Here is a 22,167-nt window from a genome sequence, read left to right as displayed (position 1 = left end):
TTATATAATCTTAATTTTGAGAATATATTAAGAAATTTTTTCTAACTTGTGTAAATTAAAAGGGATTAATAGTACTTTTATAAAAATAATCCAATTTAAATAGGGGGGAGTTGCATGCCTTTAACATCAAAAGAGCTGTTAAGTCTAGAAGAAAAAGCTTATGAACTTAGATTACTTTCTATAAATGCTGCACTTAGGTTAGGAAATGAAAATACTGGAGAGGTTTTAAGTTCTATAGATATTTTTACAATACTATATCATAAATATTTAAATATAGATTTTAAAAATTCAAAAGATGAATACACAGATAGACTTGTACTAAGTAAAGAACAAGTAGGAATTCACCTTGTTCCTATTTTATTAGGTAATGTATTTATACATAAACAGTTACTTAAAGAATATAATCATATTAAAAATGATTTGGGGATAAGTTTAGATATTAGAAAGGCCTCTGAAGAAGAGGTTTCCATCTGTTCATTAGGATATGGACTTTCAATTGGATTAGGAATGGCATTGGGAGCAAGGGCTAAATCTAAGGAATATAAAGTTTATTGTCTATTAAGCGATGAGGAGTGTAACGGAGAATCAATTTGGGAAGCAGCAATGGCTATAGCTCATTTAAAGACAACAAATCTTATAACTATTATAAATAAAAATCGATATATAATTGATGATTTTACAAAAGATATTATAACATTAGAATCCTTTGCAGATAAATGGAGAAATTTTGGATTTATAGTTGAGGAGGTAGATGGTCATAGTTTTAAAGAACTTTCTGAAGCATTAGATTTTGCTTTAAGTGAAAATAAAAAACCAGTTGTCATTATTGCTAATACGATAAATGGTTGTGGTGTTGACTTTATAGAAGATGATTATAAATGTATTTATAGAATTTTTGATAAAGAAAAAGTTAAGAACGCAAAAGAAAGTTTAGAAAAGTACTATGAAACAAGGATAAAAGAGGTGTAACTATGTGTGAATCAACTTATACTATGTTAGATAAAAGCAATGAGGCAATGGCAGAAATTTATGAAAAGTCACTTTATCATTTGATAGAAGGGCATAATGATATAGTTGTACTATTTACTGATTTAAAGGAATCTAATAAATTTAAATTATTTAGTGATAAATACGCTAAAAGATTTTTAAATGTAGAAATAACAGAAAAAAATCTCTTTGCTATAGCTGCCGGACTCGCAAAATGCCACCTAAAAACATATCTATCTATTTTTAATGTATCTACTTCAATGAAGGCCTTAGAACAAATTAGGACGGATATATGTTATCAAAATTTAAATGTAAAAATAATTGCAACTCATTGGAGTTTATCATTTGGTCAATGGGAAACTGCTAATCGTTGTATAGAAGATATAGCTATTATGAGGTCTATGAGTAATATGAAGGTTGTAGTACCAGCAGATGGTGTTGAAGCAGCTAAAGCAATTATAGAATCCTATAACTTGCAGGAGCCTATATATATTCGTATTGATGAATACTTTGATAAAAAACTATATAAAAATGAAGAACATGAATTTAAAATTGGTAAAGGAATAGAATTAAAGGAAGGTACAGATATAACCATTATTGCTTGTGGAAATTGTGTTCATCAAGCATTACAAGCAGCAAAAATCTTGGAGGACATGCATAAATTAAAAGTAAGAGTAATCAATATGCACACAATTAAGCCAATAGATAAGGAAGTTATATTAAAAGCTATATGTGAGACTAGGAGAATAATAACAGTAGAAGAAAATAATATAATAGGAGGACTTGGAAGTGCAGTATCAGAGGTTATTGCAGAAAGTGGAAAAGCTTGCATTTTTAAATCTTTAGGAATCTCAAATGAGGTTTTTATAAGTGAGTTACATGAAGATCTAATGGCTTATTATAAAATAGATGCTAAAGGTATTTTAGAAGAGGTGAGAGAAATATTAAGAAAAAGCTTTGATGATGACAACGATTGGGAAGACGAGGTATAATTCATGATTTATAAGGACGAAATATATTCAAATAAGATATTTTTAAATTCTATATTACCACTTTTAAAAGTATTAGTAGAGGAAAAAGAAGATTTCAAAAAATCTTTTAAAAATAAAACTGGAGTAATTCAAATTTGTTGTTTAGATGAAAATGAAAAAATAGGAATTCACTTTGTGGTAGAAGAGGGAAATATCAAAGTAGTAAAGGCTATATTAGAAAATCCGGATTTAGAGTTACAGTTTGAAAATATATATGAGTTCAATAATTTTTGTAAAGGAAAAAGTAAAAAATTACCTAAAATAAAGGGTGGTTTTAAATCTAGATTACTTATACCTACTATAAAAGCATTATCAACTTTATCTAAAATGCTCTCATTTACGGCTATACCTAATGATGAAAAAGAAAAGGACTTACTTGTAAAGCTGTATTTTTATTTAATATCCTCTGGGATAAGCCAATTAAATAAAGCAGGTTACCCAGAAATAACTAAATGGACTCAAGAAAGTCCTGACAGAGTATATGAGTGGAAGGTAGAAGGAAAACCTGAGCTTTCAGCTTATATTAGAGTAAAATATGGGAAATCAAAAGCTGGCAGAGGAGAATATAAGAGGTCAAAACCTTTTTTTATAATGAGGTTTAATGATACAGATAGTGCTTTAGATATATTAAAAGATAGTGATAATTTAATTAATCATACTGTAAATTCACATATTATTATGAAAGGAGCAACAGAATATGATGTTCAAATTAAATCATTTATGCTTTTAGTTAAAAAATTACTAAGTAAAGATAAGAAATGTGAAAATTTATTTCTTAAAAAAGAAATTGATTTTTAAAAGAGAAGATAAAATAGAAATTATAGCTAGTAAAATATTTCTAAACATTGAGAAGATAGGTTTCTTTTAATGTTTTTCATGAGAGTAAAATTTCAACCAGAAATAGATAGTTGATAGAGAAAATTAACTAAAGAGTTTAATAGCTTCAGTGTTGAATTCTTACTGATGTTGGGAGGAGTGGGGAGCCTAAGTTTTTATTAAAAAATCTAAAATACCTGTATTCTTTTTATGATTCAAATTATTATATTTTCAATACTTTACGTATAAGAAGAGTAAATGAAAATATGTAAGACTTTAAAGCATAATAATGATTTGCTATAAATTGTATGGAACTGAAGACTAAAAAAGTATATAAATAGTTATTTTGACTATTTAATAGACTAAATAAAATAATATATCCAGCCTACAATTGAAAAAATTCATAATTTGCTTTTGTGAGAAGTTTGGATTAGAACTACTGAAAAAGTTTATTTTAAATTAATATATATATGAGTTAGATAGGTTTTAGCACTTAAGAAAATTTATATTGAAAGAATGAAGGAGGTAAAGATATTTAAAAATTTATAAAAATATAACTATTAGAATGAATTTAAGATTTGTAAGAAATTTAATTTAAGTAGAAATAAATGCTTTTTATATAGATTTAAGAGGAGAGGATACTTATAGTTATCACGCTTATTAATGAGAGCTTAAGCTATTAAATGAAAATAATATTGAATCTTATAGCAAATAAAACATGTACTAATAATGAGTATAGTAGAAATGTTAAGGATATGATTCCTTGTACTGGAGACATGGGGAGTGTCTTGAATAATTACTATGGTATAGGATATCTTAAATTTATAATAAATCTTAAAACATTTTAAAAGATATATATGATAACTACTTATCTAAGAAAAAATCAATAAAGATATAGGGATAATAACTTAGGACAGGGCAGTAATTTTATAATTAAACTATGCATAGTGTAGTATTAATATGACCGTAATTCTAAGATCGAGGTAATATCATTGGTACTATATAAGATAAAAATTATTATAATGAAATAATTTAAAATTACAATATAAATATTAGTATAATTATAAAAGATTTAAAAAAGGAAAATTTAACTTTAATAATAACTTATAAAAGAGGAAAAACTATAATCCTATATAGTTTAAGGATAGAGTTTAAAAAATCCTAAGGTTAATGATGATGTAGAAGATGTGATTATAACTAGTATATTAATTGAGATTATATAATTATTTACTGGTTTAATAAGAAAGTTACTGTTAAAAAATATTTTCCTAGTTTACTTGATTTTATAGAGAAAAATAATAAGAAAAAACTTTTTAAATAAGACATATAACATAAAAGATATCTGTAATGTGAGAATAATATCACAAATAATAAAATTTGTTATATATTAAAGATTTCTATATAAAAAGACCTTTTCTAAAATTTAGAAAGGGTCTATTTTTTTTAGAGAATTTATATTTATTATAGTATTGTATTAATAAAATATCATATAAAACTTTAGTGAATAACAAAAATATGAAAATAATGTATAAAACCTTCTATATTTTAGAGAAAAATAAAATAATTGGCGAAAAAAGCAAAAAAAACATTTAATTTTGGAAAATATCCTCGATATATTAAATGTATTACTAATTAAAGTTAATAGAATGATTTTATATTAAATTCTTCGTAAATAGATATACAAGTTCAATATTGAACTTGTATATCTATTTGAGAAAATAAAGTTTTTAAATATTTATTTTATAAATCTATATACCTATGACAACTTTTATGTTAATGGTTTTTAGATTTAAACCAACTAATATAAAATCGTAAGATCAATAATATAGGAGGGGAAAAATATAATGAAATTAAATTTAAAACTAATGAAAAATTTTAATAGAGGAGGAGATAAAGTAAAATCAAAATTTCAATTAAAAAGTATAAGGGCAAAATTATTAATTTCTATGTTATCTTTGGTTGCAGTAATGTGCATATCTTTAACTGGATTTGCTTATTATTCAGCGAGAAAAACACTTGTTAATAGTAGTCTTGATCTTATGTCAGAAATAAGTAGATCCTCAGCAGAAAGACTTGAAAATGAAATAAAATCAAAACTTATGAGTTTAAGTCTAACAGCTAATACTCCAAGGATAAAAGATCCTAAAGTTTCATGGGAAGATAAAAAGGAAATTTTACAGTCAAGTATAGAATTAGAAGGACATTCAATGCTTGGGATTGCGGATTTAACAGGAAAAGTAACTTATACTGATGGTAGTGTACTTGATATTAAAGATAGAGAATATTTTAAAGAAGCAATAAAGGGAAACAACTACGTATCATCAACTTTTAAAAGTAAAGTAGATGGAAAAATTTTGATTGCGTATTCTGTGCCAATAAAAAACAATGGTTCTGTAACTGGAGCTTTAATAGCAATAAGGAATAGTGATAATTTAAGTAAAATAACTAATAAAATAAATTTTTTATCAACTGGGGAATGCTTTGTCATAGATACAGAAGGAAAAATAATTGCAGCAATAGATCAAGCTATTGTAGACAGAATGGACAATTATATAGTACAAAATGATCCGCAATTACAGGGTTTAATTGCAATTGAAAAAGAAATGATGCAGGGAAAGACAGGTATAGGGGAGTATTTCTATGATGGAGTTGATAAGTATGTAGCTTATTATCCACTTGAATCAACTGGATGGTCTTTAGCAATAGCTGTGCATAAAAATGATTTGCTAAGTCGATTAAACGGACTTAAGAATATAAGTATACTTATTGGTTTAATAGAATTAATAATAATAGGAATTTTAGTAGTAATACTTAGTAGAAAAATAACTAATGGATTAGTTGCAGTTAAAGGACATATGGATAAGATAGCAGAGGGAGATTTTACTGAGGAGATAAATAGAAAGTATATAAGAAGTTCAGATGAGGTTGGTGCTATATGTAAAACTTTAAATGTTACTCAAAGTTCTATAGGAAATATGGTAGGAGCAGTTAAAGATTCAGCAGGAGAAATAGACTCTAGTGCAGTAAATTTAGCAGCTATTTCTGAAGAATTATCAGCATTAACGCATAACATTTCTACTGCAATATTAGATGTGACAAAAGGAACTACTAAGCAGGCATCAGACCTAACAGGTATAGTTTTCAAGTTAAATGAATTCAGTGAACAATTAAATGAAGTTGCAATCCATATAAATCAAATAGATAATATGGCAGTAGGTGTAAGTGAAAGTTCAAAGAAAAGCAATAAGGATATGGAAAATGTAGTATTCTCTATAACAAGCTTTAATGAAAAATTTAAAAACTTTACAAAAAGCATAGGAGAAATGGATGTAGATATTAAAACTGTAAATGAAATTACAGATTTAATAAATAGTATAGCAGAACAAACAAATCTTTTAGCATTAAATGCAGCTATAGAAGCAGCAAGAGCAGGAGAGTCTGGAAGAGGATTTGCTGTAGTAGCGGATGAAATAAGAAAACTTGCAGAGAGAAGTAAAGAATCTTCAGAGAATATCTATAGAATAATAAATAAATTACTAAATAACACTAAAGTTATAGTTAATGAAACAGATACAATGAATAAAGAACTTGTAAATCAAAGAGAAAATGTAGAAAATTCTATGAAATCTTTTAATGAAATTTCTATAGCGGTTAGTGATATAGCCCCAAGAATAAGCGAAATTAATACAGCCTTTGAAGATATTAATAATAATAAAGAGGAAATAGTAAATACAATAGAGGAATTATCTTCAATATCAGAAGAAATATCAGCATCTTCAGAGGAAATATCAGCATCTTCGGAAGAGTTAAATAATTCAAGTTCAGAAGTAGCTACAAGTGCTCAAGTACTTACAGAAAAGGCTGCAGACATGATGGTACAAATAAATAAGTTTAAGGTAAAGTAGTAGAATAATTATAATATTATTTTAGTAATAAAAACTTATTTAAAATAAAGTTTATTATTTATAAAGACTAAGAAAAAGATAACATAAATTAAATATTGATAAAAAAATAAGCACTAATTTACATTAAGTAATTAGTGCTTATTTTTATATAATTTAGAATTTTAATTTAATACAAATAGGAGTACATAATATGATAATATTATAAGAGCTGAAATACCTGTTATTTTCCAACCAGATACATAACTTTGTTTTCCTAATCCATTATTATTTTGTTCTGTTTCGGCTATTTTATATCTTGTATAGTCATGAGGATTAAAATAAGGCATAACATCACCTCCTACTAATACTATATCATAATTAGCAATTATATTAAATAAATAAGTAATAATTTTAAGAATTTTCGTATTATTGAGCAAAGCTAGTATAAATGATTACCATACTTATCCGGAAGGATACAAATTGCTAGATTGGGATGTAGTTATTTCTAAAAAATTGGGGAAATTGGGTGATTAATCAAAGTGATGAAGTTAGATATGATCTACTAAAATCATATATAGAATGGAAATATACAAAGATGAAGGGACTTGCTAAAGAAACTCATATATATGCATAATTTTCTAGCAGATAGAGGAAATGAGGTTGAGGATAGTATTCTAAATGAATCATAATCTGTTGTATATGATGAAACAGAAAATATATTGCATACTGCAAAGACAGTTATGATTCTTACAATGAGTGGAAATTTGTATTAAGAACTTTATTTTATCTAATAAGAGGTTTTATCTGTTTAAATTTAAAATGTGGTAATTTAAAATATAAATTTTATTTTCAAATTTAACTATTTATTATTTTGTATGTTATAATTATGATGTTAATATTTAACATCAGTTGAAGGGAGGTCTAGAGTTATGATTGAAGTAAAAAATTTAAGTAAAAGCTTTAAGAATATTAAGGCAGTAGATAATATAAGCTTTACAGTTAATAAAGGAGAAATAGTTGGGCTTTTAGGAGAAAATGGAGCTGGAAAAACTACGACCTTAAGGATGATTGCTACAATGTTAAAGCCTACAGAGGGTACTGCTAACATTAATGGATTTGATATACTAAAGAATAGTTCAAAAGTTAGATCTGAAATAGGTATATTATTTGGTGGTGAAGTAGGGTTATATGACAGATTAACAGCAAGGGAAAATATAAAATATTTTGCTATGCTAAACGGTTTATCAGAGGAGCAAGCAAATGAAAATATAAAAAATCTTATGGAAGTTTTTGAAATGGACGAATATATAGATAGAAGAGTAGGAAAATTCTCTAGGGGTATGAAGCAAAGAGTTGCAATTGCAAGAAGTATTGTACATAATCCTAAAGTTATGCTGTTTGATGAACCTACAATAGGTTTAGATGTAACCGCTTCAAGAACAGTACAAAATTTTATATTTAGATGTAAAAAAGAGAATAAAGTAATTATTTTTTCAAGTCATAGCATGAGGGAAGTAGAAAAGCTATGCGATAGAGTAATTATAATTCATAAAGGTAAGATTGTTGAAGAAGGTACAATCATTGATTTAAAAGAAAAGTATAGCAATGATGATTTAGAAGAAGTATTTTTATCTCTTATAGGAGGTGAAAGCCATGAAAAATAAAATTATATCTATAGTATTAAAGAAAGAGCTTTTAGATATCTTTAGAGATAAGAAAACCTTAATGATTAGTATATTAATCCCATTGTTGTTATTTCCAGTGATGTTTACTTTAATAGGAAAAGGAATAAGTAAAAATACTACAGAGGTGATGGAAAATCTTCAAATCTCAATAGTCGACAAAGGAAATAGTAAAATAGGAGATTTTATAAGATCTCAAGAAAACATAACTATTATTGATAGTAGTGATATAAAAAATGATATAGCAGAAGGAAAAATAAAGTTAGCAATTGAAATACCAGAAGATTTTGAGAAAAAAATTAAAAATGAAGAGATTTCTAATATAACTGTTTCCTACGATGATGTTAGTCAATCTTCTAGTGTGGCATTAGGAGCTATTAACAGTCTTATAGAAGAATATTCAAAAGAAATTGTAGCGGAAAGACTAAAAGCAAAAAATATTGATGAAGCTATATTAACTCCAATAAAAATTGATGAAAATAAAGTAGGGGAGAAAGAAGACGGAGGAGCAAAAATGATGCTATCTATATTACTTCCCTTCTTGTTAGTAATGTATTGTGTATCTGGACCTATTCCAGCAGCAACAGATTTAGGGGCTGGGGAAAAGGAAAGAGGTACATTAGAACCACTATTAACTACGCAAGCAGGAAGAATGTCGTTATTATATGGTAAATTTTTAGCAATTACTGTATTGGGAATGATGACCACTGCTGCTTCTTTAGGTGGGCTTTTAATATCATTTAATATGTCATCAAAATATTTTGCTGGTTCGGAGGCAAATATGGCATTAAATTTCTCTTTAGATATTAAGGTTATATTGATAATATTTGTATTAGCTGTGTTAACTACCATGGTTTTTGGAGCATTAGAGCTTGCTATAAGTATATATGCTAGAAGTTTTAAAGAAGCTCAGACTTATATGACTCCACTTACAATTATTGCAATAATACCTGCCTATGCAACTTATATGTTAGATGTGAAGTCAATTTCAAATTTTTATTTTCATATTCCATTAGCTAATATAATTTGTATTTTAAAGGAATTAATTGCAGGAGTATATAATATACAGCATATAACTATTACATTAATATGGACAATAGTCTATGTAGTGGCGTCTCTTTTGATAGCTAGATATATGTTTATGAAAGAAGAGGTTATATTTAGAACATAGAAAAATAGAAAAACACAAGGTATCTTGTGTTTTTCTTATAAGCTATCTTAAAAAATAGCAAACCAGTATACTAGCTTATTTTATGCAAAATATAGGATATATATTTGATAAGTTATTTTTTCAGATGCCTAAAATAAGGGGATTACATAATTTGGAGGGGTTATATGTCATTTTTACAAATAAAAGAAAAATTTCTTAGTAGATTTGAGGATAAGATAAGCAAAGAAGTTATTTACATAGCTTGGCCTGTATTACTAGAATTATTATTGGGGTCACTATTTTCTATGTTAGATATGATGATGCTTGGAAAATTACCAAAGGCAGAAGCAGCAGCTTCAGTGGCTTCAGTGGGAGTAACTAACCAACCATTATTTTTAGGATTGGCAGTATTGCAGGCGTTAAATGTAGGCGGAACTGCTATGGTGGCAAGGTATATAGGACAGAAAAAAGTAGAAAAAGTAGGCAGTACAGTTAAACATATTATACTTATTAATATGTTTATAGTATTACCAATAGTCATATGGGCACAGATAAATGCTAGAAGTATAATGAGTTTTATGGGTGCAGAACAGCAAACTATAGATATTGGAATAAATTATTTTAGAGTTATAATGTATGGATTTATATTTCAAGGCTTTAACTCTTCATTATTTGCTGTGTTAAGAGGTGTAGGAGATACTAAAGTACCAATGAAAATAAATATAAAAGTAAATGGACTTAATGTTTTAGGAAATGCGTTATTAATTTATGGGTTATTCTTCTTTCCACGAATGGGAGTCACTGGTGCAGGAGTATCTACTTTACTATCTCATATAATAGCTTCAATCATGCTTATTGCTTATTTCTTAAAAGGAAAGACAAAAATAAAAATAAATCTTAAAGAAAAGTTTGCTTTTGATAGGAATATTGTTTTAAACTTTATAAGAATAGGTGTTCCATCTTCATTAGAACAATTAAGCTTAAGACTAGGTATGCTTTTATATGTAAAAATTGTAGCATCTCTAGGGACAGTGGTTTATGCATCACATCAAATTTGTATTAATATTTTGGGACTTTCTTTTACAACCGGACAAGCATTTTCAATTGCAGCTTCATCTCTTACAGGAAGGACTTTGGGAGAAGGTGAACCAAAAAGAGCAGAGGAATATGTAAACAGGTGTAGGCAGCTTGGGTCTATATTAGCTTCTTTAATTGCATTAGGATTTTTCTTTTTTGCAAAACAAATTTTATCTCTTTATACAGCAGATAATGATATTATAAATTCAGCATCAATAGTACTTAAAATTGTGGCTATAATTCAACCTTTTCAATCTTCAGCATTTGTTTTAGCAGGAGCATTAAGAGGTGCAGGAGATACTATTTTTCCGCTTATATCAACAGCAATTGGCATTATGGGGGTAAGAGTTGTTTTTGCCTATATATTTGTAAATTCTTTTAATTTAGCCTTACCAGGAGCATGGATTGCTATGCTTTTAGATCAAGTTTTTAGATGGATATTGATATATTTAAGATTTAAATCTGGAAAATGGAAAACTATTAAATTAAGATAATTTAAATTAAGTAGATTTATAGATGAATTTTTAGAAAAATTTAGGAGAAAGTTATGAAAAATAGGAAAATAAAAGCTTTGAATTTAGCAATAGTTTTTATTATTTGGAGCTTAATTTTCAATGTAGGAGTACAAATTGTAAAAGCAGACAGTAGAAAAGAAATACTTATAATAAATTCTTATGATATTAATCAAAATTGGGAAAAGAATATTGAAGATGGCTTTAGAAGTACCATTAACCCCAATATCCAAGTAAGTTATACAAATGAATATTTAAATTCTAAAAGGGGAACTGATGAATATTATAAGGAGCTTAGTGATATTTATAAAATTAAATATAAAAATAAAAATTTTGATTTAATATTAGTTATTAATGATGAAGCATTTAAATTTGTAAGAAAATATCACAGTGATATATTTAATAATGCTCCCGTAGTATTTATAGGAATAAATGAAAATAATAACTTAAATGAAGAAGAAAAGAAATATTTTACGGGATTTTACGAAGTTTCTAATGATAAAGAAAATCTGGATACCATTTTAAAGCTTCATCCAAAAGCAGAAAAAGTAAATATTATTTTAGATAATACCTCATATTCTTATAGTGTAAGAAAAAATTTAAAATCTATTAGACCTTATTATAAATCTATTCAGTTTAATTTTATTCAGCATATGTATATTGAGGATATAGCAAAAGACATGCATAAAAATGGAGAGAATCAGGTAAACATAATTTCAGGTACATTTTTTAACAGAGAAAATAGAGCTTTAACTCCAGAACAAACTATAGATTACTTAAAAAAATATAATAAAGGTCCTTTTTATTCTCCATCTCAAGATTATTTGGGATATGGTATAGTTGGAGGAGCTATAGATATAGGACAACAACATGGTGAAGCTATAGGGGAAGTTGCAAATCAAATATTAGAAGGAAAAAAAGTGTCTGATATATCTATAACTAATGAACATATTGATGCTTTTGTTTTCGATTTTCACATGTTAGTTAAAGAAGACATACCTTTGGGAAAAATTCCTGAAAATTGTATTATAATAAATAAAAATAAACATGATTCTATTTTATCTCAGAAACAAAAGCGGTTTTATTTTGGACTGATACTTCTTATAATATTTGCATTAATTGTAGCAGGAGTATATTATGTCTATTTAGTAGCAAAGGCAAAAAAGGAAAGAAAAATTTATGATGAAACATTAAAATATGATAAGTTGAAAACAGAATTTTTTGCGAATATATCCCATGAACTTAGAACACCTTTAAATGTAATATTAAGCACCGTAAGTCTTATGGAGTTATATGCTGACAATAATAAAATAATTTTTGATAATGAAGATACTTATACTAAATTTTTTTACATAAAGCAAAATGCCCTAAGACTCTTAAGGTTGGTTAATAACATAATTGATATTACAAAAATTGATTCAGGATATTTCACATTGAACCTTCAAAATTGTAATGTAGTGGAAGTTGTAGAGGAGATAGTATTATCAGTTGCAGATTATGTAGAAGGAAAAGGAATTGAATTAGTTTTCGATACTGATACAGAAGAAAAAATAATGGCAATTGATGAGGAAAAGATAGAAAGAATAATTCTAAATCTTCTTTCTAATGCAATAAAGTTTACTGATAAAGGTGGAGAAATATTAGTAAGTTTAGAGGATTTAAATAGTAATGTTAGAATAACTGTCACAGATAGTGGTATTGGAATACCTATAGATAAACAAAAAATAATCTTTGATAGATTTACACAAGTAGATAGTACCCTAACTAGAAAAAGAGAAGGTAGTGGTATAGGCTTATCGCTTGTAAAAAGTTTAGTTGAGCTTCATGGTGGTGATATAACTTTAAAAAGTGAATTAAATAAGGGAAGTAGTTTTATTGTAGAATTACCAGTTAAATTATTAGATAATTATAACCAAGGCGCAAATGATATCAATGGAGATAAACACCAAAAGGTTAATTTAGAGTTTTCTGATATCTATGATTAAGTAATTATTTTAGTATTTGTTAAGGAGAAAAATTAAATAGCTACATAAGACAAAACTATTATATTATAAATTTACGCTGTAAAAATGAAAATAATTAATGATTCTTAGTATTGCAAATTAAATTATTGAATTCTGCAATTTTAGATATTTCTCAGTAAAGTTACTAAGTAACTTCAAAGGAAAAAAGTTAGTAATTGTATTGAGAAATTAGTTTAATCAAAACTAATTTCTTTCTCATTTGTGCATTTTCAATTGCCTATTATTTTAAGTATGAATTGAAATATGCTTATATAGTTATGTAAATTTTAAATTTTAGAGCATTTTTATCTTTAAGCTAAATATTGATTAAATAGTTGTATAAATATTTGAAAGTAAAAATATAAGATTATAAAAGTAACAAAATTGCAATTGAAATTATGGTATTTTTACTTAAACATAATTTTTATTGAAAACTTAAAATTGTTATTTTAATAATTTAGAGTTTTTCATAATTTTTATTAAATTATATTAAAGGAAATCTTATAACTATAAGTAGAATATAAATTAATGTATAAGTATTAATCTATGAATTTGTAAAGTCATAAGATATTATGGTGAAATAAAATAATATATATTAAAATTTTAAAAAATATATATTTTAGAGAGCAAAATAGACAAGCTTTTGTATTATATTGAACTTATAATTATAAAAAAATATTAAAAGGGGAATTAAACGGGTTAGTATAACTGACAAAAGATTAATTTAAGCAATTGTGGCTACTAAAAGGGGATATTTTTAACTCTGTAATAAAACTACTTATGAAATAGAAAGTTAAAAATAAGTTTAGGTCTTGTAACTAAGGCTAATATTAATGCCGCATTTATTAAAAAGTATTTTTAGTGATTAAGTAGTAGGAGTTGAGACTGTGAGAAAGAAGTTTATAGCATGCTTTAACATTATTATGATTTTAATACTATTCTGCGGATGCAGCAGTAATGGAGATTTTTCTATTAATCTACCTAACAATTATATGGTGGTCAAAATTGATGGTAATCATGTGGAGATTATACCTCGTGATGGATACGATGAAAACACACCTATAGTACCTTCTATGGTTAGTGAAATAGCTTTTGATGATGTTTTTATATTAGCAAAGCAAAAGAATATAGATGATACAGATAATGATAATAAAAATACTGATGAAGATGAAAATGAAAATTATTGGATTTTAAATACTAAACAACTTAGAGGATATGGACCTTTTACTAAAGAGGAGTTTGAAAAGAAAAAAGAAGAATTAAAAATATCAAAGGACTTGAAACTTAAAAAGGTAGAGAGTTATAAATAAAATATATAGATAAGCTATCTTAAAACTTAATGTATATCTCTATGGTATTTTAATTCACAATGCACAATTAAGGTGGAAATTATTTTTAATCACAATAATTTCTTTAATGGATTTTTTAAATAGAAATACAATTGCTAGTGTTTTATTATAGATATGAACAGTGTTCGTCAGTTCTTTTTAATACGTCTTATAGTTTAATATTTATTCAATAATATATGGCGAACACTGTTCGCCGCTAAGGTTAATCAATTCTAAATTTCTCGGTTGAATATTTTGAGTTTTCACGTTGCATTTCTATATATGGCCTTATATATAGCTTTAGAATATAATAGTCATATAAAGGATATGGAGGAATGTGAAATGTCAAGGAGAGTTAGAGTTAAACAAAGTAAAGGTTCAAGCTTAGTTGGAGGTACTATAGGCATTTTATTTGTAATTATAGGAATTGTTAAGGTAATTCCAACATTCGGAGCTTTCGGTTTTGTTTGGACTGGCATGGCAGTTATTATTACAGGTGTCAATTTTTATAATGCCTTCAGTGATAAGGGAATTGCTAACTGGGAAATTGACGTAGATTCTAATGACCATACTGGTAAAAATAATGATTTTGAAATGAGGCTGAGAAAGCTTGAGAAACTTAGAAAAGAAGGATTAATTACAGAAGAAGAGTATACAATAAAACGACAAGAAATCTTAAAGGATAAATGATAATCTGATATTATGAAGACAATGAATTGAGAATTACAATAAAGAAATTTTAAATTTTGGAGGTACAATGAAAAAGGCTGACGAAATTAATATAATTCCTTTTACAAAGGAATATCAAGAAGAGGCTAAAAAACTTATTTTAAAAGGTATTAAGGAGTATGTAGGAGAAATAAATATTAATTTTAATAAAGATCTTAACAATATAGAAGAACAATATAAAGATGGACAATTTTTATTGGCTATTCATAAAGAAAAATTAATAGGCACAGGTGCTTTAATTTATAGTGGAGAAACTGGTCAAATTGTTAGGATGTCTGTAGATAAGAACTATAGAAATTTAGGAGTAGGAAAGAAGTTATTGGATGGACTTATCAAACATGCATTAGAGAGCAATACAAAAAAGATAATAGTAGAAACTACAAAGGATTGGGAAAGTGCGGTTAATTTCTATAAAAAATATGGATTTAAATTTTTACATTATAAAGATGATGACATATACTTCTACTTAGATATTAAATAATTAGTATTTTTATTTGAAAGATATGATTTAAGTCATATCTTAATTTTATTTTTATTGAGATTTATGGATCAAATTGAAAACCATAAAATAATAGACAGAAAATTATCAACAAATTAGAAAATTATCAACAATTCAAACAAGTTTTTATCTTTAATAATTATAAAATTGTGGATAACTTTGTGAAAAGTATTAATATACAAAAACAAAAATGAGAACTGGGTTATAAAAAGAACTTAACCAATGGAGGGTGGAAAATTGACAATTGACAATTATGGAGAAAATTAATTCTAAGCGAATTAATTTTTTAAAATAACTTCAAATAAAAATGACTTTGTCACTTTTATTTTTTATAAGAAGTTACTGTGTAACTTAAAAAGAAATTAGTTAAAAACTTCTCTCATAAAGGAGAAGTATCCATAATTGTCCATTGTTCATTTTCAATTCTCAATTAATTTAAGTGGCATATATCAGCTTCTTTAAGAAATCTTATCTCTCCATTTTCAACTTCTAATATTGTCAGACAAGTATCATATATATATGGAGGATCCCACAAATTTTTTATTGGAAGATTCTTTAGTTTTGCTAATAGACATTTTATTACTACTGTATGAGTTACAATAAGTATGTCACCATCTTCATTATTTATTATTTCTTCTAAACCTTTTGAAGCTCTCTCCATAACTTCATAAAAATTTTCTCCATCTATAGGAGTATACTCATGAGGATTATTCCAAAAGTTATCATATTCCTTAGGATATTTTACTACTATATCATCGCTAAGCATACCACCCCATGTACCTAAGTTCATTTCTTTTAAATAATCTACAGTAACGATTTCTATGTCCCTATCACCAATGATATGTTTTGAAGTGTCAATTGTTCTACCTAAAGGACTACTATAAACCTTAGAGAAATTTATGTCTTTTAAAGCTTTCCCAAGCTTTTTAGCATTGCTTACTCCCTTTTCAGTTAAGTTAGAATTTTTAAAGCCTTGCATTCTTTTCTCTGTATTCCATTCTGTTTCTCCATGACGAGTTATGTATAATTTCATAATATCCTCCTAAATTAAATATTCACTCAATTATATCATAATATGCTGACGAATTTTGAAGGATTGTAAAGAAAAATACAGAATATATAGGTCAGAGTAATTGTTAATATATAGAAAAAGATAATTTAAACAATGTACATTAAGGTAGAAATTAATTTCTTCAAATAAACTTTTAATTTATTTGAGGAATTAATGGAAGAGGGGGAGGACATGGGAAAGAAAAAAGACAGTAAAAAGATTCTATACTTTTTTCTTAGAAATTGGTATTTACTTATAGCTATTGCTATAGATATTATTTTAGTTAGTTTTTTAGCTACATATCCTATAAAACTACTTAGTGAAATGGTGGATATAGCCACTAGTGTATTGCCTGGAGGGGTTTCAAAACTTATAAAAGTTGGAGGTATTTATTTTGCACTTCAAATTTTATGGAGTTTGGCATATAACACATTAAGTTATTTAAATATTTATGTAGAAACAAAGCTTGGGCATATTATACGATGTGAAGTGTTTAAACATTTATCCTATTTGCCACAAAGTTTTTATGATACAAATAATTCAGGAGATGTAATGGTAAGGCTTGTGCAAGATACGCAGGTTACTGTGCAAGGATTTTTAAAACCTATAACTTTTTTAGCTAAATCATTAGTTACTTTTGGTATGGGACTTTATTTTATGATTAACATAAATTGGAGGCTTACCTTATTTGTAATTCCTTTAGGAATAGCCACTTCTTTATTTGCTTCAAAAGTTGGTGGAAAGTTTAGAACCTATTCTGAGAAGAGTAGAAATTCTCTTGCTAAATTATGGTTTGCTTATCAAGAGGGATTAAGGGGAATGAAAGAAGTTCAAGTAAATTGTAAACAAGATAATATGTTAAATAAAATAAGTAGTAAAAGTAAGGAAGCTAATAAAGATGTTAGAAAAGAACAGGGATTTGCTGCATTTATTCAATCAATTAACAGTATAATGTTTATGGGAGTTATAGCTCTTATAACGGTACTAGGTGGAGTTTTAGTAATTAAAGGTGAGATAACCATAGGAGGATTATCAGCCTTTATGATGTACAATGGACTCCTTATAGACCCATTGGTAGAGATTATATCCTTATATCAAGAGATTCAGAAAACTTGGGTTTCAATGAAGAAAATAAATGATATATTTAATGAACCTGTAAGTATTTATAAGAAAAAAACTCCTAAGAATAAAGATATAAGATTAGGGGAAATTTCTTTTGAAAATGTGAAATTTTCTTATAAAGATGATTTACCTATAATTAAAGATTTAAATCTTAAAATTAACAGTGGTGAGAAGGTAGCAATTGTAGGGGCAAGTGGTGCTGGTAAAAGCACAATTTTTAAATTAATATTAGGATTTTATAAGACAAGCATAAGAGAAGTTAAAATAAATAATTTATTAGTTGATGATTTAAATATGTCATATATAAGAGATAGTATAGCTGTTGTATTCCAAGACACCTTTTTATTTGATGATACTATTGAAAATAATATATTGTTCTCAAATCCTAATGCTATAAATGAAGAACTTTTAAAGGCTGTGGAAATTGCACAGTTAAGTCCTATTATAGAAAATTTACCAGATGGACTTAAAACTAAAGTTGGAGAAAATGGTACAAGTCTTTCAGAAGGAGAAAAACAAAGAATTGGAATAGCAAGAGCATTAATTAGAAATCCCAAAATTTTACTTTTAGATGAGTTTATCTCAGCCTTAGATAATGAAACAACCTCTTTAGTTATTGAAAATATATTAAAAGAGTATGGCGATTGTACTATAATAACTATTGCTCATAGACTTTCAACGATAACTAATATGGATAAAATTTATTTAATGAAACATGGGAAAATAGTAGAAGAAGGTACTCATGATGAATTGATAAAATTAAGCGGAGTTTATAGAGCATTATATGAAAGTAATTTTAGTTAATAATTAGTCAATATTTTCATAAGAAAACCTATAGATATTAGCATTATCTGTAGGTTTTTTATCTTTTATAAACAAGAATATTAAAAGAACCTTTAATTGTTTAATTTTAAAATGTAGTAACATAACTATTTATTATTAACATGAATAATATTAAATAATTAAGAATAGCTTTATTCTTTAACTTATATAAATATATAGATGAGCGACCTTAAAACAATGTACAATTCAAAATTTACAATTAAGGTTGAAATTAATTCTTTACGAATTAATTTCTTTAACTAATTTTTTATAAAAAGTTACCCCATAAGTTCGCCAAAAATCAGTTTTAAATTTCTCAGCTTCTGCTGAGAAATATCCATAATTGTGAATTTTGCACTGTGAATTGTGAATTTACCAAATAATAGGGAGGGTTTTTATGAGTAATATAGCTATTAAATATCTTCAAGAAATTATTAGAAATAAAGATTATAATCCAGAACTAAAACAGGAGTATTTTTTAAAACTTATTGAAGAAGTAGGAGAGCTTTCAGAAGTCATTAGAAAAAATAAGAGAATGAAAGGTAATAAAATAAAAGGAACCATTGAAGAGAAATTATATGATGTTTTTTATTATAATTTAGTATTAGCAAATGCTTATGATATAAACTTAGAAGAATGTTTTTATTTAAAGGAAGAGCTAAATAGAAAAAAATCCAAATAGTAATTACTTCATAAAATATTTAAAGTGAGATTAAATTCTCACTTTAAATATTTTGGAAAAAGATATAAAGATTAGTAGATTATTGACGAATTTTAAATTATCAGTATAAATAAGATTTTAAAGATTATTGAACCGTAAAACTAAAACGTTTTACTAAAACATTTTACTAAAGGTAATAAGCTATTAAAATTATTTAAACTAGATAACCAATTTTAATAAATATCAATTTTTTACTTTGGTTTTCTATACATTAAATAAATCTATACTTATAAGGCAAATGTGGGATTAAATTTGTAAGTGTAAAATAACTGAAAGGATGGAGAGATTTTAATGAGCAAACTTAAGAAAATTAAGAACATTAATAAGATTAAAATTAATTTTAATGGCATTAGATTTAATTTTAAGAGTATGGGATCTAAGTTGATTGCATCTTTTGCAATTTTATCCTTTATTAGCTGCTCAACTTTAGCATTAATATCAATGAATATTTCTAAAAAAGCATTAAATTCTATGGCGAATTATACTTTACCAGAAACGGCAAAGTTATTTTCATCTATGATTGATGAAAAATTAAGCATTAAGAAAGAAGTTCTTAAAAATTTAGCTATAGATGAACAAATTTCAGATCCAAAGATAAGCATTAAAGAAAAAGTAAAGTTATTACAGCCTAATGGAGAGCTAAATAAATTTATGAGAATAGGGATTGCTGATATAAGTGGTCAGTTAAATTTTAGTGATAGTAAGGCTGATATATCTAGAAGAACATATTTTAAGGAAGCATTAAGAGGAGAGGCTACTGTAGGGGCACCTATGGAGAGCATCAATTCAGAAGATAAAGGTACGATTGTAGTACCTTATTGTGCGCCTATAAAAGCAAAAGGAACAGAGGAAATTATAGGAGTTATTGTAGGTATTACAGATGCATCAGTTTTCAGCAAAGAAATTTCTGAAATTAAAATTGGGGAAACTGGAAGTGCATTTATGGTAGATAATATAGGTACTGTAATTGCTCATGAAAATGAGGAGTATGTAACGAAGTACAATCCTATTGCAGAATCAAAAAAGGATGAACAATTAGCTGAATTTGGTAAATGTGTTGAAAGAATGATAAAGGGAGAATCAAATTCTGAGAATTTTAAAGTGGGCAAGGATAAATATTTTATTGCTTATTCACCTGTAGGGGATACAGGCTGGACTACAGCAATACAAATTGCTGAAGAAGAGGTTCTAAGGGAAGTTAAAACCATAAGAGATATGATAGCTATAGTTTCTGTAATTTGCGTAGGTTTGAGTATTACTTTAATATTAATACAAGTTAGAAATATGTCTAAAACAATGAAATATTCAGTTCAGCATTTAGATACTATTGCAAGTGGAGATATGACTATGCATGTTCCAGAAGTACTTATGAAAAGAAAAGATGAGTTCGGAGCGATGGGACAAGCAATGGAAAAAATGCAATGTTCTGTTGCTACTATTATTAAGAGTATAAAAGAAAAATCAGCTCAAATTGATGCATATTCAGAGAATTTGGCAAGTCTATCAGAAGAAATGTCAAGTTCATCAGATACAGTAGCAGTTTCAGTTCAAGATGTATCTAGAGGAGCAGAAGATCAATCAAGTGATATAGCCAAAATAGTAGAGAAGCTTGATGAATTTAATATCCAAATAGAAGAATCTATAGTAGGTCTTAAAGAAATAGAAGCTGGTACTGGAGAAATACAGATACTTTCTAAGAATAGTAATAAACAAATGGAAAGTGTTGTTACATCTTCAAATAATGTAAAGACATCCTTTAATGAACTTGTTAATAAAGTAAGTTTAGTAGAAGCTAATGTAGATAAAATAAATGAAATCACAACAGTAATTAATGGAATAGCAGAAAAGACTAACTTATTAGCCCTAAATGCAGCAATAGAAGCTGCAAGAGCAGGAGAAGTCGGTAGAGGTTTTGCGGTAGTAGCTGATGAAATAAGAAAGCTAGCAGAGCAGAGCAAAGTATCTTCAGCAAATATAACTAAACTCTTAAATATTATATTTAATGAAACCAATATAATGGTTAACACTACTTCTGTAGTGCAAAATGAGTTGGTAGCACAAAGAGATACAATAGAGACAGCCATAGAATCTTTTGATAAAATTACAAAAGCGGTTGAAGACATTAAGCCTAAGATAAATAGAAGCATGGAAATAGGAGGGCAAATTGTAAGTGATAAAGAAGTGATTTTAAGTAAAATTCAAAATGCATCTTCTGTATCACAAGAAGTTTCTGCATCATCAGAAGAAATTGCAGCTATAACTCAAGAGATGAATGCATCATCAGAAGAAGTAGCAAGTGCAGCACAAGAATTAACATCTATGACAAAAGATATGAAAAATGAAACAGATAAATTTATTATAGAATAATGCACTTAAAAGAATTAGTTAAAAATATAATTAATATTTTATGTTAGAGAAGATATTACGTATTATAGAATTAGTATAGAGAACTAATTATCTTTTAAGATGGTTAATAAAAAGAGAGCTTACTTAGTAGTTATGCTCTCTTTTTAGTTTTGAGTTTATAAAAAATTTGTGAGCATTTATTATAGCGAATTCAAATTAAAAATTAATACTAATCAAAAGGAATTTTAAGGCTATTTTAATAATAATAAAGTATAATAAAACTAAACTATATAGAAATTAAAATAGTTTAATAGAAATTGTATTAGTAAAAATCCTATTATATACTTAGAAAAGATGTACATATTTTTGTAATTGAAAATTAGCAATTGATAATGGAGCGCTACTTT

At 26.6% G+C, this 22,167-nt stretch carries 17 protein-coding genes; 15 read left to right on the top strand and 2 right to left on the bottom strand.

Annotated elements, in window-relative coordinates; genetic code table 11:
• The first annotated feature begins 114 nt into the window (after positions 1 to 114).
• The 5 genes from ACY1IQ_RS19150 (at position 115) to ACY1IQ_RS19130 (ending at position 6,739) form a co-directional block, all read left to right on the top strand.
• Positions 115 to 969 carry a 1-deoxy-D-xylulose-5-phosphate synthase N-terminal domain-containing protein gene (locus tag ACY1IQ_RS19150; RefSeq protein ID WP_461615486.1) on the top strand — a complete coding sequence of 285 codons (855 nt, stop codon included), beginning with the start codon at positions 115 to 117 and terminating at the stop codon, positions 967 to 969.
• A 2-nt stretch (positions 970 to 971) separates the two neighbouring features.
• Positions 972 to 1,979: a transketolase family protein gene (locus ACY1IQ_RS19145; RefSeq protein WP_461615485.1), complete on the top strand. Its 1,008-nt coding sequence runs from the start codon at positions 972 to 974 to the stop codon at positions 1,977 to 1,979.
• A gap of 3 nt (positions 1,980 to 1,982) precedes the next feature.
• A complete protein-coding gene (locus tag ACY1IQ_RS19140) occupies positions 1,983 to 2,816 on the top strand; it encodes a hypothetical protein (protein ID WP_461615484.1) in 834 nt (277 codons plus the stop codon).
• A 701-nt stretch (positions 2,817 to 3,517) separates the two neighbouring features.
• Complete coding sequence (locus ACY1IQ_RS19135) at positions 3,518 to 3,682, top strand: hypothetical protein (RefSeq protein WP_461615483.1); 165 nt, start codon at positions 3,518 to 3,520, stop codon at positions 3,680 to 3,682.
• A gap of 996 nt (positions 3,683 to 4,678) precedes the next feature.
• Complete coding sequence (locus ACY1IQ_RS19130; RefSeq protein WP_461615482.1) at positions 4,679 to 6,739, top strand: methyl-accepting chemotaxis protein; 2,061 nt, start codon at positions 4,679 to 4,681, stop codon at positions 6,737 to 6,739.
• A 161-nt stretch (positions 6,740 to 6,900) separates the two neighbouring features.
• Here ACY1IQ_RS19130 and ACY1IQ_RS19125 read toward each other — a convergent pair whose 3' ends face one another.
• Positions 6,901 to 7,065: a hypothetical protein gene (locus ACY1IQ_RS19125; RefSeq protein ID WP_461615481.1), complete on the bottom strand. Its 165-nt coding sequence runs from the start codon at positions 7,063 to 7,065 to the stop codon at positions 6,901 to 6,903.
• 582 nt (positions 7,066 to 7,647) lie between these two features.
• On the opposite strand from ACY1IQ_RS19125, the gene ACY1IQ_RS19120 reads away from it, so the two are divergent.
• The 7 genes from ACY1IQ_RS19120 (at position 7,648) to ACY1IQ_RS19090 (ending at position 15,680) form a co-directional block, all read left to right on the top strand.
• On the top strand, positions 7,648 to 8,382 hold the full coding sequence (locus ACY1IQ_RS19120; protein ID WP_461615480.1) for an ABC transporter ATP-binding protein: 735 nt from the start codon (positions 7,648 to 7,650) through the stop codon (positions 8,380 to 8,382).
• The gene (locus ACY1IQ_RS19115; protein WP_461615479.1) at positions 8,372 to 9,571 is read left to right on the top strand and encodes an ABC transporter permease; all 1,200 of its coding nucleotides are present in this window, start codon (positions 8,372 to 8,374) and stop codon (positions 9,569 to 9,571) included. The genes ACY1IQ_RS19120 and ACY1IQ_RS19115 overlap by 11 nt, the downstream gene beginning before the upstream one ends.
• Before the next feature lie 164 nt (positions 9,572 to 9,735).
• Positions 9,736 to 11,121 (top strand): MATE family efflux transporter, encoded by a 1,386-nt coding sequence (locus ACY1IQ_RS19110; RefSeq protein ID WP_461615478.1) that lies wholly within the window; start codon positions 9,736 to 9,738, stop codon positions 11,119 to 11,121.
• A 53-nt stretch (positions 11,122 to 11,174) separates the two neighbouring features.
• Positions 11,175 to 13,124: a sensor histidine kinase gene (locus tag ACY1IQ_RS19105; protein WP_461615477.1), complete on the top strand. Its 1,950-nt coding sequence runs from the start codon at positions 11,175 to 11,177 to the stop codon at positions 13,122 to 13,124.
• A gap of 905 nt (positions 13,125 to 14,029) precedes the next feature.
• On the top strand, positions 14,030 to 14,452 hold the full coding sequence (locus ACY1IQ_RS19100; protein WP_461615476.1) for a DUF3997 domain-containing protein: 423 nt from the start codon (positions 14,030 to 14,032) through the stop codon (positions 14,450 to 14,452).
• A 360-nt stretch (positions 14,453 to 14,812) separates the two neighbouring features.
• Entirely contained in the window at positions 14,813 to 15,160 is a 348-nt protein-coding gene (locus ACY1IQ_RS19095; RefSeq protein WP_461615475.1) for an SHOCT domain-containing protein, read from the top strand.
• A gap of 67 nt (positions 15,161 to 15,227) precedes the next feature.
• Positions 15,228 to 15,680: a GNAT family N-acetyltransferase gene (locus ACY1IQ_RS19090; protein WP_461615474.1), complete on the top strand. Its 453-nt coding sequence runs from the start codon at positions 15,228 to 15,230 to the stop codon at positions 15,678 to 15,680.
• Positions 15,681 to 16,128: 448 nt separating this feature from the next.
• Here ACY1IQ_RS19090 and ACY1IQ_RS19085 read toward each other — a convergent pair whose 3' ends face one another.
• Positions 16,129 to 16,731 carry a histidine phosphatase family protein gene (locus tag ACY1IQ_RS19085; RefSeq protein ID WP_461615473.1) on the bottom strand — a complete coding sequence of 201 codons (603 nt, stop codon included), beginning with the start codon at positions 16,729 to 16,731 and terminating at the stop codon, positions 16,129 to 16,131.
• A gap of 210 nt (positions 16,732 to 16,941) precedes the next feature.
• Here ACY1IQ_RS19085 and ACY1IQ_RS19080 point away from each other — a divergent pair, with 210 nt between their 5' ends.
• The 3 genes from ACY1IQ_RS19080 (at position 16,942) to ACY1IQ_RS19070 (ending at position 21,781) form a co-directional block, all read left to right on the top strand.
• Positions 16,942 to 18,675 (top strand): ABC transporter ATP-binding protein, encoded by a 1,734-nt coding sequence (locus ACY1IQ_RS19080; protein WP_461615472.1) that lies wholly within the window; start codon positions 16,942 to 16,944, stop codon positions 18,673 to 18,675.
• A gap of 415 nt (positions 18,676 to 19,090) precedes the next feature.
• Complete coding sequence (locus ACY1IQ_RS19075) at positions 19,091 to 19,375, top strand: MazG nucleotide pyrophosphohydrolase domain-containing protein (protein WP_461615471.1); 285 nt, start codon at positions 19,091 to 19,093, stop codon at positions 19,373 to 19,375.
• Between the two features lie 330 nt (positions 19,376 to 19,705).
• The gene (locus ACY1IQ_RS19070; protein WP_461615470.1) at positions 19,706 to 21,781 is read left to right on the top strand and encodes a methyl-accepting chemotaxis protein; all 2,076 of its coding nucleotides are present in this window, start codon (positions 19,706 to 19,708) and stop codon (positions 21,779 to 21,781) included.
• Positions 21,782 to 22,167: the final 386 nt, after the last annotated feature.

The organism is Clostridium sp. Marseille-QA1073 (genome assembly GCF_054863625.1).
The sequence above is the reverse complement of the archived record's forward strand: the minus strand, read 5'-3'. Positions and strand labels throughout refer to the sequence as shown.

Bases quoted from the DNA above. Each gene is read 5' to 3' on its own strand.
- ACY1IQ_RS19150 (WP_461615486.1), top strand. From the start codon at position 115: ATGCCTTTAACATCAAAAGAGCTGTTAAGTCTAGAAGAAAAAGCTTAT.
- ACY1IQ_RS19145 (WP_461615485.1), top strand. From the start codon at position 972: ATGTGTGAATCAACTTATACTATGTTAGATAAAAGCAATGAGGCAATG.
- ACY1IQ_RS19140 (WP_461615484.1), top strand. From the start codon at position 1,983: ATGATTTATAAGGACGAAATATATTCAAATAAGATATTTTTAAATTCT.
- ACY1IQ_RS19135 (WP_461615483.1), top strand. From the start codon at position 3,518: ATGAAAATAATATTGAATCTTATAGCAAATAAAACATGTACTAATAAT.
- ACY1IQ_RS19130 (WP_461615482.1), top strand. From the start codon at position 4,679: ATGAAATTAAATTTAAAACTAATGAAAAATTTTAATAGAGGAGGAGAT.
- ACY1IQ_RS19125 (WP_461615481.1), bottom strand. From the start codon at position 7,065: ATGCCTTATTTTAATCCTCATGACTATACAAGATATAAAATAGCCGAA.
- ACY1IQ_RS19120 (WP_461615480.1), top strand. From the start codon at position 7,648: ATGATTGAAGTAAAAAATTTAAGTAAAAGCTTTAAGAATATTAAGGCA.
- ACY1IQ_RS19115 (WP_461615479.1), top strand. From the start codon at position 8,372: ATGAAAAATAAAATTATATCTATAGTATTAAAGAAAGAGCTTTTAGAT.
- ACY1IQ_RS19110 (WP_461615478.1), top strand. From the start codon at position 9,736: ATGTCATTTTTACAAATAAAAGAAAAATTTCTTAGTAGATTTGAGGAT.
- ACY1IQ_RS19105 (WP_461615477.1), top strand. From the start codon at position 11,175: ATGAAAAATAGGAAAATAAAAGCTTTGAATTTAGCAATAGTTTTTATT.
- ACY1IQ_RS19095 (WP_461615475.1), top strand. From the start codon at position 14,813: ATGTCAAGGAGAGTTAGAGTTAAACAAAGTAAAGGTTCAAGCTTAGTT.
- ACY1IQ_RS19090 (WP_461615474.1), top strand. From the start codon at position 15,228: ATGAAAAAGGCTGACGAAATTAATATAATTCCTTTTACAAAGGAATAT.
- ACY1IQ_RS19085 (WP_461615473.1), bottom strand. From the start codon at position 16,731: ATGAAATTATACATAACTCGTCATGGAGAAACAGAATGGAATACAGAG.
- ACY1IQ_RS19080 (WP_461615472.1), top strand. From the start codon at position 16,942: ATGGGAAAGAAAAAAGACAGTAAAAAGATTCTATACTTTTTTCTTAGA.
- ACY1IQ_RS19075 (WP_461615471.1), top strand. From the start codon at position 19,091: ATGAGTAATATAGCTATTAAATATCTTCAAGAAATTATTAGAAATAAA.
- ACY1IQ_RS19070 (WP_461615470.1), top strand. From the start codon at position 19,706: ATGAGCAAACTTAAGAAAATTAAGAACATTAATAAGATTAAAATTAAT.